The 14,902-nt window shown below is 66.3% G+C and carries 16 protein-coding genes; 10 read left to right on the plus strand and 6 right to left on the minus strand.

Translation table 11 applies throughout. The features are described 5' to 3' along the window. The first annotated feature begins 182 nt into the window (after positions 1 to 182). From TS85_RS04250 to TS85_RS04285, 8 genes are read left to right on the plus strand one after another with little or no spacing between them, the layout of a single operon-like run. Positions 183 to 527, plus strand: coding sequence for a hypothetical protein (locus TS85_RS04250; protein ID WP_155006295.1), 345 nt, complete (start codon positions 183 to 185; stop codon positions 525 to 527). Beyond that, on the plus strand, positions 524 to 1,417 hold the full coding sequence (locus TS85_RS04255; RefSeq protein ID WP_044330613.1) for a COG1470 family protein: 894 nt from the start codon (positions 524 to 526) through the stop codon (positions 1,415 to 1,417). The genes TS85_RS04250 and TS85_RS04255 overlap by 4 nt, the downstream gene beginning before the upstream one ends. 21 nt (positions 1,418 to 1,438) lie before the next feature. Next, complete coding sequence (locus TS85_RS04260; RefSeq protein ID WP_044330615.1) at positions 1,439 to 2,197, plus strand: hypothetical protein; 759 nt, start codon at positions 1,439 to 1,441, stop codon at positions 2,195 to 2,197. Then, a complete protein-coding gene (locus TS85_RS04265) occupies positions 2,194 to 2,946 on the plus strand; it encodes a COG1470 family protein (protein ID WP_044330617.1) in 753 nt (250 codons plus the stop codon). Before TS85_RS04260 ends, TS85_RS04265 begins: the two co-directional genes overlap by 4 nt. Beyond that, positions 2,943 to 3,359, plus strand: a complete 417-nt coding sequence (locus TS85_RS23980) for a hypothetical protein (RefSeq protein ID WP_052507736.1) — start codon at positions 2,943 to 2,945, stop codon at positions 3,357 to 3,359. Before TS85_RS04265 ends, TS85_RS23980 begins: the two co-directional genes overlap by 4 nt. Continuing rightward, entirely contained in the window at positions 3,352 to 3,540 is a 189-nt protein-coding gene (locus tag TS85_RS04275) for a hypothetical protein (RefSeq protein WP_044330618.1), read from the plus strand. Before TS85_RS23980 ends, TS85_RS04275 begins: the two co-directional genes overlap by 8 nt. Positions 3,541 to 3,543: 3 nt before the next feature. Next, entirely contained in the window at positions 3,544 to 4,581 is a 1,038-nt protein-coding gene (locus TS85_RS04280) for a hypothetical protein (protein ID WP_044330620.1), read from the plus strand. Beyond that, positions 4,581 to 4,985 carry a hypothetical protein gene (locus tag TS85_RS04285; protein WP_044330622.1) on the plus strand — a complete coding sequence of 135 codons (405 nt, stop codon included), beginning with the start codon at positions 4,581 to 4,583 and terminating at the stop codon, positions 4,983 to 4,985. The genes TS85_RS04280 and TS85_RS04285 overlap by 1 nt, the downstream gene beginning before the upstream one ends. On the opposite strand, the gene TS85_RS04290 is transcribed toward TS85_RS04285, so the two are convergent. The 4 genes from TS85_RS04290 to TS85_RS26040 form a co-directional block, all read right to left on the minus strand. Further along, positions 4,982 to 6,091, minus strand: coding sequence for a polyprenyl synthetase family protein (locus TS85_RS04290; RefSeq protein ID WP_162184694.1), 1,110 nt, complete (start codon positions 6,089 to 6,091; stop codon positions 4,982 to 4,984). The two genes, TS85_RS04285 and TS85_RS04290, sit on opposite strands and share 4 nt — an antisense overlap. Then, positions 6,027 to 6,863 (minus strand): 1-acyl-sn-glycerol-3-phosphate acyltransferase, encoded by an 837-nt coding sequence (locus TS85_RS04295; protein WP_044330626.1) that lies wholly within the window; start codon positions 6,861 to 6,863, stop codon positions 6,027 to 6,029. Before TS85_RS04295 ends, TS85_RS04290 begins: the two co-directional genes overlap by 65 nt. A gap of 648 nt (positions 6,864 to 7,511) precedes the next feature. Next, positions 7,512 to 9,449, minus strand: a complete 1,938-nt coding sequence (locus TS85_RS04300) for a TonB-dependent siderophore receptor (protein ID WP_162184695.1) — start codon at positions 9,447 to 9,449, stop codon at positions 7,512 to 7,514. A gap of 288 nt (positions 9,450 to 9,737) precedes the next feature. Continuing rightward, entirely contained in the window at positions 9,738 to 10,004 is a 267-nt protein-coding gene (locus TS85_RS26040) for a hypothetical protein (protein ID WP_227698816.1), read from the minus strand. Between TS85_RS26040 and TS85_RS04305 the strand changes: the two genes are divergently transcribed. Next, a complete protein-coding gene (locus tag TS85_RS04305) occupies positions 9,993 to 11,282 on the plus strand; it encodes an N-acyl-D-amino-acid deacylase family protein (protein ID WP_265102112.1) in 1,290 nt (429 codons plus the stop codon). The genes TS85_RS26040 and TS85_RS04305 overlap by 12 nt on opposite strands. Here the strand turns inward: TS85_RS04305 and TS85_RS04310 are convergent. Continuing rightward, the gene (locus tag TS85_RS04310) at positions 11,264 to 12,547 is read right to left on the minus strand and encodes a spinster family MFS transporter (protein WP_044330628.1); all 1,284 of its coding nucleotides are present in this window, start codon (positions 12,545 to 12,547) and stop codon (positions 11,264 to 11,266) included. The two genes, TS85_RS04305 and TS85_RS04310, sit on opposite strands and share 19 nt — an antisense overlap. A gap of 229 nt (positions 12,548 to 12,776) precedes the next feature. Here TS85_RS04310 and TS85_RS04315 point away from each other — a divergent pair, with 229 nt between their 5' ends. Then, positions 12,777 to 13,769: a DUF1611 domain-containing protein gene (locus tag TS85_RS04315; RefSeq protein WP_044330629.1), complete on the plus strand. Its 993-nt coding sequence runs from the start codon at positions 12,777 to 12,779 to the stop codon at positions 13,767 to 13,769. 19 nt (positions 13,770 to 13,788) lie between these two features. On the opposite strand, the gene TS85_RS04320 is transcribed toward TS85_RS04315, so the two are convergent. Then, positions 13,789 to 14,886, minus strand: a complete 1,098-nt coding sequence (locus TS85_RS04320; protein WP_162184696.1) for a helix-turn-helix domain-containing protein — start codon at positions 14,884 to 14,886, stop codon at positions 13,789 to 13,791. Between the last annotated feature and the right edge of the window lie 16 nt (positions 14,887 to 14,902).

The following is a 14,902-nucleotide window of genomic DNA, read 5'->3' on the forward strand; positions in this document are numbered from 1 at the left end:
ATGATCGTCGGACCATATACAGACTACTTGTTCTATCGCATCGATAGCCCATTGCCCGGCATACATAACTTCGATATTCCAATAGTGTTATTGGCGCGACTCAGAGCCTTGGGCTGGAGTTTTCTCTGATTGGCGAAGTGGATTGCCTGATGTCGGCACCAAGTCTTCCAAATCCGTGGACATTGAACCAGAATATATCGCCGCTGAGTATCGCGACTGCGATGTCGGGGGGCGTATCGGTCGAACTGGTCGGCGATCCTGCGAATCCCGTGACGACCCAGATGGGCGTGACGATGCGCATGGCGAACATGCCGGACTTCTCGCTGGACGATATCTTCCGGCTGATGCGCAGACGCATCCGCATGCCGGTCAACCTCCATTTCGGGCTCTCGATATTTCCGTTCAACCTGTACGGCGTCGATGTCGTGCAATTCTCGATTTGCGGTGAGCCTCAGGTGATCCTCGACGACTATGTGCCCAACGCCTATGAACGCTGCGCCGTCGAGTGCGAGCCCTGCGAGACATGAGCGAGGCCGCAGCCGAGCCGGCCGAGGCGCTGGACGCGTTGCGGCGTCCCATGGCGGTCCATGACGACGTCATCCGGCTGCGCGGGCGGCCCGGCGACCTTGCCGGCGTGCTGTCGGTCACGCGCGCGCCGGAGCCGATCGGGCAGTTCCGCGCTGCCACTCGGAACTTCCACGAGACGCGCGTGGGCTATCTCCATCGGCTGAACCACGCGCAGATGCTTACTTCCTCGGCCCCGGTCGATCAGGACGTGCCGCGGCATCTGGTGTTTTCGAACCGCCTCGCCCCCGGATCCAGCGGCAAGGTGCCCGTGCGCTTCTCGCTTCCCGATACGACGCCGCCGGGTAGGTACCGCGCGGTCTTCGACGTCGCAGGAGAGCCGCGCGAGGCCGAGATCGAAGTGCTCCCGGACGAACGCGCTGAGATTCGCCCCGGCTCGATCACGATCGCGGGCGTACCCGGAGATATCGTCACTCAGGAATTGCTGCTGGTCAACCATGGCAATGTGCCGATCGTGATCGACGTGCTGGGGATGCTGGTCCTCCAGGAGGAGAACCAGACGTGCCTGGGGTTGCAGGAAGCGATGGCCATGGTGCAGGGCATGGAGGGGACCGAAGGAGCCCACCGCGTTTTCCTCGACACGCTGGCAAGCAGCATCGCCGCGCGGCGCACCGATTTCGCGCGCGTCCGCGCCGAAAGCGGACCGGTGATCCTGGCCGCCGGCGACGCCGAGATGGTGCCGGTGGCGTTCCACTTGCCGACCAACATGCGGGGAGGAAGGCGCTACGACGCCGAACTGCAATTCGGCGCCGCATCGCTCCAGGTCCGGATTCTCGCGCTTGGAACAGGCGCGAAAAGGCAGGGGCGGCGCGGCGGCATACTGACTGACTGACGATCCACAGGGAGGCGCAGTGTGACTACGACCTATTATGCCTCGTACGACAGCCGTCCCTCGGCCGCAGCGCTCACGCGCGGCGCGAAGGACCTGTTCGCGCAGGTCCAGACGGTGGCGCGCGCGGTGGGCGAGATCGCGACGATCGCGAGCGCCGCGCAGGGCGCGGCGCTGCGGCGCACGATGCGCGCGAGCGGGCTGGAGGGCCTGCCGATGCCGTCGCTCGCGCGCGCGCGCGGATGCCGACTGCCCGCATGCGACTGCAAATCCTCCGATCTCGGCGAAATTCGCAAGGTGATCGACAGCGCCCGCGATGTCCGTATCGTCTTCAAGCTGCGCAACACCACCAGCCAGCGGCGGATCTTCGCGCTGAACCCGAAGCCGATGACGGGCGACGACGGCAGCAATGGTGGCCGGATCCTGCTCGTTCCCGACAGGGTCGACCTCGAACCGGGGGAGACCAAGGTGATCGAGGCGGTGATCGACGCGAGCGACCACCAGTCCGGAGTCGAATATGGCGCCGCCGTGACCATCGCTTCGGAAACATGCGACGCCATGCGGCTGCGGCTCACCGTGCTTGTCGAGCGCGAGATCGATCATGCCCCCACGCTCGATCTGCACTGCTGCTGCCATCCGCGCCCGCGGCCGCTGCACTGGTATCATCACTATTACTGCGATCCGCGCGAGACAAAGGGCGCGCGGGAACTCCGTGCCGACACGGCGGACGTCGAAGCGGGGGGCGAACAGGTGTTCAAGACCGACCAGGACGAGACCGGATGATCGGACTCCAGAGCATCGGCGCAGTACTTTCCGACCCGGATCTGAGGAAGCAGCTAACCGATCTGGCCTCGCGCAAGATCAAGGCCGATCTCAAGACGCTCGAGGCCCATGCCGAACTCTCGCGGCGGCTTGCCGACAATCGGCAGGGCCAGCGGTTGGCCGAGGGCGGTGCGCTCAAGCAGATCGTCCGCGAGCATCTCGAATATTATTCGACGTTGGTCGATCTGAGCTACAGCTTCCACGAGCGCTTTCTGAACGTGTTGCGGGATTTGTCCGAGCGCCCCGAGTTCGCCGGGACGGGGGACAGTCTGACGCTCAACCTCACCGCCGCCCCGGGCTCGACCGTGCGCGCGCCGTTCAAGGTCACGAACAACCGCGCCGACACCATAGCGGTCACCTGCCGCGTCTCGCCCTTCATCAGCGAGGACGGAAGCCAGCTCATCGGAAGCCCCGTTGCCTTCGAGCCGCCCGGCGCCGAGATCGCGCCGGGTACGGAGCAGCTGTTCGAGGCGATCATCGCAGTCGGGCCCGATTTCCGGATCGGCCGCACCTATCTCGCCACGCTTTCGGCCGAGGGGCTCGACGCGATGCAGATTGTCACGCGGCTGACGATCGCGGAGCCGCGCCCCATGCAGTCCGCGGAGGTCGACGCCCCACCGGCGACGCCGGCTGCCCAACCCGCGGCGGCGCCCAAGCGCGCGGCAGCAAAGGCGGGCGGCAAGCAAGCGGTGCGGAGATCCGGCGCATGACCGCAGCGGTTTCGCGGATCGATGTCGAAACCGAATCCGCGCAGCCGTCCCTCGACGCCAACGGCGACGTGCTCGCATTTCTCGTGGCGCTGGCGGAGCGGCAGCGTGGTGTGCCGGAGGCGCTGTTGGGCAGGATGCTGGGTGGCCTGATCGCCGAAGGGCGCCGCTTCGCCGCCACCCCGGGCGGCGCGCGCTGGCGGGCGCTGATCGCTCGCAGCGAGCTCGGTTCCAAGGGCTGGATGCTTTGGAACCTGCTCGAAATCGACAGCCTGGTGTCCGCAGCGCCCGAAGACGGCGACACGCCGGCCGCGTTGCTGGAGGCGGTGCTGCGCACCCTGCATGCTGCCCAGCTCGAGGAAATCGCGCGCGGTATCAGCGCTTCGTCGCTCGAAGCCTGGATCGCCGATGCCTGACCCCCGCAACCTGCTCGAGGACGAGCTATACGACGATCGCAATCCATTCGTCGATCTGCTGCTCGGGCTGATCAGCCTTTCGGAGCGGACGCTTTCGACCGTGACCGAGTTGGCGCCGCCGCTTCCGCCCGCGGAGCCCGGTGAGAATCCGGCGGCTCCGCAGGCATCGATCCTGCGCTAGGCAATGCGGCCGCTTGTAGAGGCGCTCCAGGTCGCCGATCGGCCGCATATTCCCGGACGAGGGGACCCCAGGCTTCCAGACTATAAGGAATGGTGGCATTTCAACGTGATCGAAGACGCGAGCGGCGCCGACGTCATCGTCAATCTCAGCCTGGGCGGCGATCTGTTCACGCCCGACAAGGGGCAGGCGAACCTGATTTTGCTCGTCCACGAACGCGGTCGGGGCTGGAGCGGGGGCCTGAAGCTGTTCGACGGCGTCGCCGCGTGCGTCGACCCGCGCAGAGTCGATATCGCACTGGGATCCTCGGCGTTGCGCTGCGCGGATCGCGGCTACGCGCTCGCGCTGGCCGATACTGGCGGAACGGTCGCGGTCGATCTGTTGCTCGAGCCGCTCGCCGAACCCTTCATGGTGTGGAAGGACACGCCGATCGGCGAGGGACACGTCAACTGGCTGATCGTTCCGAACCTCGCCGCATCGGGCGAGATCCGCGTCGGGGGGCGCAGGATCGCGGTTTCGGGCGCACGGGCCTATCACGATCACAATTGGGGACGCTGGCGCTGGGGAGACAATTTCGGCTGGGACTGGGGATTCTGCGCGGCGGCGGCGGATATCGGGGGAGAGCCGCTCAGCCTCGTCTACGACAAGACCGTCGATCGGGCCCGCAGCGGCGTGATGGAGCATAGCCTCGCGCTGTGGCGCGGCCCCCGGCTCGCGAAACTCTTCAGCCGCCGCATGGTCACCGCGGGCCGATCGGATCGCTTCGCCGGCGAGGTGCGGCGGATCCCCGGGGTGTCGGCGCTGATCGACCAGTCGCGTGTCACCAGCGTTCCGCAGCAGCTGCGCTTCGCGGCGCGCGACGGCGTGGACTGGATTGACGCCCGCTACGAGCCGGACGCGGCGATCCAAATCGCGATTCCCCGCGAGACGGGGTTCGGGCTGGTCGAGCTCAACGAAACCATGGGCTGGCTCACGGCGGCCGGAAGCCTTGGCGGCGAGCCGCTCACCTTCCGCCGACGCGCCTGTTTCGAGTTCGTGCGCTGATGGCCGGTTCCTGCGCGGCGCAGACCTTGGCCCAGGCCTTCGACATCCTCGAACGCGACGAGCCTGCGGCGTTCGCCGCGATGGCGCTGCAGCTGGCAGGGCTGATCGTGTCCTGCACGGTGGATGGAGAACGGTTTTTCGTTTCGGGCGCCGGACGCCCGCAGGTTTCCGGCGCAGCGGGGGCGGCGGTTACGGTGTGGGTGGAATCCAACCGACGGGCGATCATTCGGCTGATCGACGGCGACATCGACGTGCTCGGCGCGGTCCGCGCGCGCCAGCTCCGCCTGACCGCCGACATCGCCTTGATGGTACGCATTTCGCGCGCGCAGCGGGCCTTTGCCGAGGGCGCCGCGCGCGCGCGCCGCATCCGGCCGCTACTAGAAGCACTCCGCGACGCCAGCTAGAGCGGGCGCGTGATCATGTAGTCGATCATCTCGTCGATGAAGCGCCGGTGCGGGCTTGGCGGAATCCAGCCGAAGCGCTCGTCCCATGCGCGCCGCGCCGAAGCCGTCAGCCGCTGCGCGATCTGCCGCGCATAGTCGATCGAGCCAGCCCGCCCGATCGCCTCGACGACAAAGCCGATGTCCTCCACAGTCTTCTCGACGCGCGGCTTGGCGTAAATGGCCTCGAGTCGAGCGCGTGTCGACGGATCCGCGTGCGCCATCGCATGGATGATCATCAGCGTGCGCTTTCCTTCCTCCAGGTCGCCGTTGGTCTCCTTTCCGTAGAGCGCCTCGTCCCCCACCAGGTTCAGCACATCGTCCTGGATCTGGAAGGCGGCGCCGATGCGGAAGCCGAACGGGATGAAGGCGCCGAGCCGATCGGGCGGCGCATCTGCGATCAGTGCGCCGAGCCGCATCGGCGCGATGCAGGTATACCAGGTCGTCTTCTTGTAGGTCATCAGCAGATAGTCGCGCGCACCCGCGGGTGCCTTCCTGCCCGCCACCCAATCGAGCTCGATCGACTGACCCTCGGTCGATTCGCGCGCCATCCGGCTGATCTCCTCGATCACGGTGAGCGCGCGTTCGAGGCCGAGATGGCCGGTGTTGGCAAGCAGCGTGCCGAGCGCGAGCATGTTGAGCGCATCGCCGACGTTGGTGGCGAGCGCGATACCGTGCTGGGCATGAAGCGTGGGCTGGCCGCGCCGCGAATGCGAGCAATCGGCGATATCGTCGTGGACCAAGAAAGCGTTGTGGAACATCTCGAGCGCGGTCGCGGTCTCGAACGCGTCCTCTAGCGTGCCGCCGCAGGCCTGGCACAGCGCCAGGCATAAGGCGGGGCGAAAGCACTTGCCCTCCCGCATGGGATAGTCGAGCATCGGCTGGTAAAGTGTCTCGGCGTAGCGGCCCCGGCTGGGGATATGCTCCCGCATGCGCTGCAGGACGAGCGCCCGATACTCGGCAAGCGTGTCGAGAAACAAGTTGCCCGGACCGGACTCCATGCCGCTAGCGGGCCTCCGCCGCGGCGGCGGCCTCGATGTCGCGCGCGGCGACGAGTCGATCGAGCGCACGCTGCATCTGCGCCTGCACATGTTCGTGACAGAGTTCGAGCATGGCGGGATCGCGCGCGGAAGCCGGCGAGAATCCGTCGAGGCTGATCGGCGGGCAAAAGGCGATGTCGATCCGCGCCGGGAAGGGCAGGCTGTGACGGACCCCATAGGCAAGCCCATGGGGCCAGGAATAGGTCAGCGGCAGGCGATCGATACCCAGCCGATCGAGCCCAAGCGCGTCGGCGAGGCCGCGTCCGTCGTCGAGCACGATCAGCGTCTCGTGCCCCCCCAGGCAGACGACCGGCACCACCGGCACATGGTGGCGGATGGCGAGCCTGAGATAGGCGCTGCGGCCGTGCAGCGCGACGATATTGCGATCGGCGTAGCTGCGATACGCCTCGTCGCCGGCCCCGGGATAGATTAGCAGCGACGCACCCGATGCAAGCGCGCGCTGCGCCATCCGCGGCGTGGCGGCGATGCCGCCAACGCGGGTCAGGTGCTTTGCCAGCGGCTCGAAGCCGAACATCGCCTCATCTATCAGCGCATAGACCGGCCGCTCGGGGCCGCATTGCGACCAGAAGACATAGGTGGTCATCGCCGTATCGGGAGTCGAGAGGCCTCCGCTGTGATTGCCGATGAAGATGGCCGGCCCGCGCGGGATGTTCTCCAGCCCGGAGACGCGCGTGCGGAAATAATAGCGGAAGAAGAATTCGGCGACGGGCATCCAGCCCCGGATATAGGCGAGGTCGCGCCCGCCCAGGCTGCGCCCGTCATATTCGGCGCCGTCTTCCACTAATGCCGTTGCGTGGGCGCAGCGTCGGCGCTTGCGCGGCTGCCTGGCGTCTTGACAGGATCGCGGTGGACCTTGGTGACCAGCGGGCATTTCGCATCGACCGTGCGAACCACGCCCGCGCAAAATCCCGTGGGGTGCGCCATCAACACGGTGAGGCCCGTTCTACCACCAATGTCCCCGCAGATATATCCGAGGCGCGCAATTTCCTGACAATGAACGCCGGGGAGTATTTGATCCAGTTATCGCCGCTCCACACGACAGGGTCAACACGAAGTTCCGCTCGGATCGATCACTCGGTGAAAGGTTGCCGCGCTCGTCGAGAGATATTTTACTGTGCTTGTACGTGAATAATTACTATGGAACCCTAAGTCGATGAAGTGTTTAGAATAATGCCGAATACAAGCGCGGAAGCTGTGTCATCGCGTTACCAGAAGTCCTGTACTTATTGGCGAATCCGCCGAATCGGCGGCGTTTGTGACCCACGGAAATCGCAAGGGGGATCAACGCACCGTCATCTGTGGGGCATGCCCCCTCAGATGACGATTCCCAGAATGGCGGCACAACAGCATCGGGGATTAGCTTAACTTCGCCGCCAACCTGTCCAGACATCCGGGGCCACTCACTCCACCCCATTGGGCCGGACCGCCGTCAGTAAGACACGCCGAGGGTAAGCGTCGCGATCCGGGGATTGCCGGTCACGACGAAATAGGTGCCGCTGGAGCTGGAGGCGTAGCGTTTGTCGAAGATGTTGTTTACGTTCAGGCGCGCCGAGAAGGGGCCGGTACGGTAGGTGACGTTGCCGTTGACCACGGTGTAGGCGGGGAGGAAATAGGTGTTGGGCACCGCCCCCGCCTGTTTCGAGAAATGGCTTCCCCCGAGGCTGAACGCCAGCCCGCGCAAATTGCCGTCGCGCAGTTCGTATCGTGACCACAGCCCGGCTTGGTGCCGGGGCACGCCCAGCACCCAGTCGCCGACGGGCAGGGTGTTGTCCGCCACCACCTTGGCTTCGGTAAGGGCATAGTTGGCGATGACCTGCCACCCCGGCATGACTTCGAACTGGCCGTCGAATTCAAAGCCCTTGCTGCGCTGCTTCCCCGTCACCGCATAACGCCCCGGCGCGGTCGGGATCGCTGTCGCGACATTGCTCCGCGTCAGTTCATAGATCGCGACGGTGGCGGTCAGGCGGCGGCCCCCAGGTGCGAACTTCAGCCCCGCCTCATATTGCGTCCCGCGCTCGGGATCGATCTGGTTGCCGTCGATGTCGAGCAGGCCGGCCTGCGGCGCAAACGACCGGGCGAAGCTGCCGTACAGGTTCAGCCCGTTCGCGATCGCGAAGCTGGCGCCGATATTGGGCGTGAACGCGTCCTGCGTATCATCGCCCAGGTCGACGGTCTCGTAGCGGCCGCCCACGCGCACGTTCAGCCTGCCCAGCTTGATATCGTCCTGGGCATAGAAGCCGAAGGCGTCGGATCGCGAGGTCGAATGCGTTATGCTGGTTCGGGCCTGATACTGGAACACGCTGTAATCGGGATTGTAGAGGTCCAGTTGCACCGTCGGCGAAAAGCCCAGCCTGCTTTCGCTCTTGGCGCGTCGCCCGTTATATTCGGCGCCCAACAGGAGCCGGTGGACCAGCGGCCCGGTGTCGGCGGTGATCTCGAGCCCGCTATCCACGCCGTATATCTGCCGGTCTTCGTAATAATCCTGGGAATATTCGGTCTGCAGCCCCGTGGCGGGATCATAGACCAACGGCTGTTGCAGGTTGGTCCAGGCAAGATCGAGATCGGTGATCCGCGCCCGCTGGTACAGCGAGACGGCGTCGCTGAACCGGTGCGCGATCTCATATCCTCCGGTCGTGACCGTCTGGTCGATCTGCCCCATATTCTTGGGGTCGCCGATATAGCGGTGCCGGTCATAATAGCCGAGCGGCCCGGCATAGACGAGGCCCTCGGCCGGCTGCCCCGGTATCAGTTCGCTCCAGTCCTTCGACACCGATGCCAGCAGCGTGATCTTCGTCCGGTCGCTCGGCTCGAAGGTGAGCGAGGGCGCGACATAGAGACGTTCGGTGCCAGGGTTGAAATCGATGAAACTCTTGTCGTCGCGATAATTCACGACGAGCCGGGCATAGAGGTTCCCCGCCGCATTGAGCGTGCCGCCGCCGTCAATCAGTCCGTTGGTCGAACTGAAGCTGCCATAGCTGCCCTCGATCGTGACGAACGCGTCCTTGCGCGGCTTCTTGGAGACGAGGTTGACCAGGCCGCCGGCGGACCCCCGGCCATACATGCCCGAGGAAGGCCCCTTGACCACCTCGACCTGCTCGATCCCGGCAAGCTCGGCGTTGATCGCCAGGCCGCGCGGCAGGCCGTCGACATAGGTATAGCTGCTCGCGTCGAAGCCGCGGATGCGGTAGAAGTCATAGGCGCGCGCGACCCCGCCGGGGGAAACGCCCGACACGTTGCGCAGCGCATCGTCGAGCAGGCTGATGCCCTGGTCCTTCAACAGCGTCGTCGACAGGACCTGGATATTCTGCGGCGTTTCCAGCAGCGGGACGCTGCTCTTCCCCGCGGTCTGTGCCCGTGCGCCCGTCACAACGATATCATTTGTCGGCGGCGTTTCCTCTTCCTGTGCCAACGCCGGCGAAATACATAGTGTCGCGTACAATAATGTCGTGGTTTTGAGCCATGCGCCCTTGCTGATAGCCATTGTCGATGCCCCTTGAAGATTCCTCACCAGGTCGCCTTGAGACCGGCATCGTCATCAGATGGTCACATCCGCCTTCGTTCTTTGCCGATCGGTCCTGCGAATTGGCGAGTCCGCGCCGCCCCGCGCGACGACCGGCGCAACCGCATTTCTCAGCTAACCGGGCGCTTTGATCGGTTAAGACGGCCCCCTTGGCCAGCGGCGTATCTGTGCGCCGTACAGCGAAGACGCGCGGAAAGGGACCCTATCATCGCACGGCATCAGGCGGACACGCTTTTTCGGAATGTAGAACTGGTCGACGGCACCGGGGAGGCCGGGTTTCAAGGCGATCTGGCGGTTCGCGGCGATCGCATCGCCGCGATCGGCGCGCTTTCGTCCTGGTACGGTATCCGCGAGATCGACGGCACGGGCCTGACGCTCAGCCCCGGCTTTATCGATGCGCATACCCATGACGATCGCGCGGTCGTCGGCGAGCCCGCGGACATGCTGTGCAAGGTATCGCAGGGCGTCACCACCGTCATCGTGGGCAATTGCGGGGTCAGCCTGGCGCCGCTGGTCTGCACCGAACGCCCGATGGCGCCGCTCGACCTGCTGGGCGATGCGCAGTGGTGGACGCATGCCAGCTTCGCCTCCTACGCCGATCGCCTGACGTCGGCCCCGCCGCCCGTCAACGTCCTGGCGTTCGTCGGCCATATGAGCCTGCGCGCGGCGGTGATGGGCCGCGACGCGGTGCAGCCCGCGTCGGAGAGCGAGGTCGCCCGCATGCGCGACCTGCTCGCCCGGTCGCTGGCGGAGGGTGCGGCGGGATTTTCGACCGGGCTCGCCTATCCGGCATCCCGCCAGGCGACGACCGAGGAAGTCATCGCGATCGGCCAGCCGCTCGCCGCCGCCAACGGGCTGTACGTCACGCATCTTCGCGACGAGGGCGGCAAGGTCGTGGAATCGATCGAGGAAGCGCTGGCGATCGGGCGCGCGATCGGGTGCCCGGTCGTGGTCAGCCACCTTAAATGCACGCTGCACGAGAATTTCGGCCGGTCGGTCGAAACGCTGGCATGCATCGACGCGGCGGTCGACCGGCAGCCGGTGGATTTCGACGTCTATCCCTATGCTGCGTCGTCGACGGCCCTGCTGGTGGAGCTGCTGCGCGATGACCTGCCGGTGCAGGTGACATGGTCGCTTGCCGAACCCGCGATGGCGGGGCGCATGCTGGCCGATATCGCGCGCGAATGGGGCGTGGACCAGCGCATCGCGGCCGGGCGCCTGCTGCCTGCCGGCGCCGTCTATTATTCGATGGACGAGCAGGACGTGCGCCGCATCCTGGCCCATCCGCGATCGATGATCGGCAGCGACGGGTTGCCGCACGACGTGCGCCCGCACCCCCGGCTCTGGGGCACGTTCCCCCGCGTGCTGGGCCATTACGCCCGCGACGCCGGGCTGTTCACGCTTGAGGCGGCGGTCGCGAAAATGACCGGGTTGCCCGCGCAGGTCTTTGGCCTGGTCGACCGGGGGGTGTTGCGAGTGGGAGCGTTCGCCGACCTCGCGCTGTTCGATCGGGCGCGGATCATCGATCGCGCCACCTTCGCCGACCCGATCCGCAAGGCGGACGGAGTCGTCGAAGTGTGGGTCAACGGGCACAGCACCTATGCGGGGGAGCAGGACGGCGTGCACGCATCGGCAGGGCGGCTGCTGCGCCGCGACCGCGATCAGGCCTCGCGCGCATAGCGTTCTGAGCGCGCGACATCGGCGATCAGCGTCCGTGACGCCCGCCAATAGGCGAACATCGCGCACATGCTGGCCGCCACTCCGGCCAGCAGCGCATAGCGCAGCGAATCCTTGCCGAAGACCGGCGCCAGCGCGTCGCTCAGCAGCCCGATGACCTGTGGCCCCAGGCCAAGGCCGATCAGGTTGCCCAGGAACAATTGCACCGCGGCGGCGCGCGCGCGCATCCGGGGCGGGGCGAGCATCTGGATCGTGGTGATGCACGGCCCGATATAGACTGCGCTGACCGACAGCGGGACGATCGCGGCGAGGACGGCAGTGGTGATGTCGGGCGCGAGCAGGAAACCCGGCCAGAAGGGCAGCGCCACCACGCCCCCCCAGGCGGGGACCCACATATACCATCGCGCATCGCGCCGGCTGAGGCGGTCGATAAGCACCCCGGACCCGAAGGTGCAGATACCGCCGCCAATGCCCAGGATGATCGCGAAGACCATCCCCACCTGCTGCGGATCGAGCCCGTGCGACCGCATCAGGAAGGCGGGGACGAAGGTGGCGACGCCATAGCCCGAAAAGGCACTGAACCCGCTGCCAATGACGAGCCATCGATAGGATTTCTGATCGCGCAGGAAGCGGAGGCATTCGGCCATCGACGGCGCGGGCGTCGCATTGCCCACGCTTCGCTGCGGTTCCCGCCCGCGCAGGAAGAAATAGGGGGCGAGCAACAGGCCAGGCATCCCGAGCACGAAAAAGGTCGTCCGCCAGCCGAAGCGGTGCGCCAGCCATCCCCCGAACAGAAAGGCGATCATCGTCCCGACATTGACGCCGACTGCGTACAGCGCCTGCGCGCGGCCACGGGCATGGGGGGGGTAAAGGTCGCTGATGATCGATTGCGATGCCGGTCCGGTGCCCGCCTCGCCGACGCCGGTCAGCATCCGCGCGCCGAGCAACTGCCAGAAGTGCGTCACCAGCCCGCAGGCTGCGGTCGCGGCGCTGAAACAGACCAGCGCCAGCCCGATGATGTGCGTCCGCGTCCGGCGATCGGCCAGAATCGCGATGGGAACGCCCATCGTGGCATAGAAGAGCGCGAAGGCGGGACCCGCCAGGAGCCCGAGCATCGCGTCGCTGAGCCCGAACTCCGCCTTGATCGGCTCCAGCAGGATGGCGAGGATCTGCCGGTCGACATAGTTTACCGCATAGGTTGCGCTGAGCATGAACAGAAGCACCGCACGCTGGCGCGGTCTTCCGGCGATGCCGGCCAAAGGACTCATGTCACTATCCTTGATGGTTCCTGGCGCTGATGCCAATTTTTGGGAATGGCCGCAGAATAGGGCGGCGGCGCCCGCCATCCGCACGGGAATGGGCGGCGGCTTGTCCCAAAAGGCCTGACCCCGCGGCGGCGCTGCCCCAAATCGCACAGCGCGCGCATCGCATCGCAAAGAGCGGCCGGGGAAATCCCGCCATTGGAGGTGCCCTCATCGTCATCGAAGGACGCCTCCTATGCAAAGCCCGTATCTGATCTTTCTCGGTGACGCCAATCTGACGGGCATGGACAAGATGGGTGCGGGCATCCGGCAATGGCGGGGCGAATTGTGCCTTGCCCAGCACCGGCTTCCCGGTTGCGCATTCGACCTGGACCTGCCGGAAATGGCGCCGGCCCAGGCGCAGGCCGCCGGGTGCAGGACGATGATCGTCGGCGTGGTGAATGTCGGCGGCTTCATCCCCGAAAACTGGATCGCCACCATTGTCGATGCGCTGGAATCGGGGCTGGACGTCGCGGCGGGCATGCATACGCGCCTGATCGACATTCCCGCGATCGCCGAGGCCGCCGCGCGGACCGGGCGGAGCGTTCATGACGTGCGTGCGCCGACCCGCAGTTTCGCGCCGGGCACCGGTCGCAAACGTTCGGGGAAGCGGGTGCTGACCATGGGCACGGATTGCGCGGTGGGCAAGAAATACACCGCGCTCGCGATCGAGCGCGAGCTGCGCGCGCGCGGCGTGGACGCCGATTTCCGGGCAACGGGCCAGACCGGTCTTCTGATCGCGGGGCGGGGCGTGGTGATCGACGCCGTCATCGCCGATTTCGTGTCGGGCGCCGCGGAGTGGCTTTCGCCCGATGCCGATCCCGCGCATTGGGACGTGATCGAAGGGCAGGGCTCGCTTGCGCACCCCGCTTATGCCGCGGTCACGCTGGGGCTCGCCCATGGCAGCCAGCCCGACGCCATCGTCCTGTGTCACGAGCCGGGCCGCGCGAAGATGCTGGGGCTCGACTATCCGGTGCCGACCGTTTCGGCGCTTGCCGAAATGGCGCTGCAGGCGACGCGCCTCACCAATCCCGCCGCGCAGGTGGTGGGCGTCAGCATCAACGGCAGCAACCTGGACCGGGGAAGCATCGACGCGGTGATCGCCGGGATCGAGGCGGAAACGGGCCTGCCGTGCTGCGACCCGCTGTTGCACGGGCCGGGCAGGATCGTCGACAGGCTGCTGGGCTGAGACCGGGCGCGTCCGGGTTTCAGCGGCGCGTGGCGGCGGTGCGGCGGCGCTTCACGACGCGCCCGGCCTGCGCCGCGTTGCGGACGGCGATCGGCGATGCGGCGAACGACGCCTTGAACGCGCGGGTGAAGCTCGCGGGGTGCTCATAGCCGCTCTCCATCGCGATCTCGATCATCGACATGGTCGAATCGACGACGAGATCGAAGGCCAGTTCCATGCGGAACTTGTCCCGGACGTTGCACACCGTATCGCCGTACAGGTGCCGGAATCCCTGTTGCAGGCGGCGGCGCGAAAGGCCGACCTGCGCGGCGAGATGATCCACGCGGATCGGGTGCTGGGGCGTCGCCCGGACGACCTGCAGCGCGCGTTCCAGCTTGCGCAGGTCCAGCGCGGACAGGCGTTCTCCCAGCGTCGCATTGCCCGGATCGGACATGGCGCTGAGCACATGGCAGCTCAGTTCGATCGCCTTGGCGCGCAGGAATGCGGTTCGTGCCGTCCCCTCGAACGGGCATTCGAGCACGTCATGCGCCGCAAGCGCCACCGAGGGATGCGAGACGGGGATGTGGCGGGCGGCTAAATCCGTCGTTCCCGCGAAGAAGCCCTGCAACTCGGGCGACAGTTCCGAAGGGTCGATGCCCAAAGCGTCGCGAAACCGGTCGGCCTCGATAACGATGGTGATCCAGCGCAGATGCTTGCCCGGCTCATAGACGGTCTCGACCGTGGAGCCTTCGCGCAGCCCGTAGAGCGTGCAATAGCCGCGCCGCATCGGCTCGCCCAGGCCCGTCTCGCGCGCGTCGGCGAACGGGATGACGCCGCTCACCACGAGCGACATCACCAGATGGCCGGTCATGTTGTGGCGCCGGGGGGTCGGGATCGCCGCGACCATGTCCGTCACGACCAGGCTGAGCCCCGAGCCCAGCTCGTAAAACTCCCAGCCGCCGCGCGCGATATTGATGTCATAGTCATAGCGGAAGCCGAGCGTGCCGACGGGCTTGAGCCACCCGTCCTCCTCGCCCGTCCTGCTTCCAGGCTCTTCGTGCAGCCGGCGCGACATGCGCTTTATGTCGTGGATGCTGCGTTCGGCGGGTACGCGCGACAGGAGTTTATGGCCGTTCATGCTCATGTTCCCCACG

It is taken from the genome of Sphingomonas hengshuiensis (genome assembly GCF_000935025.1).
GTDB classification, from domain to species: domain Bacteria; phylum Pseudomonadota; class Alphaproteobacteria; order Sphingomonadales; family Sphingomonadaceae; genus Sphingomonas; species Sphingomonas hengshuiensis.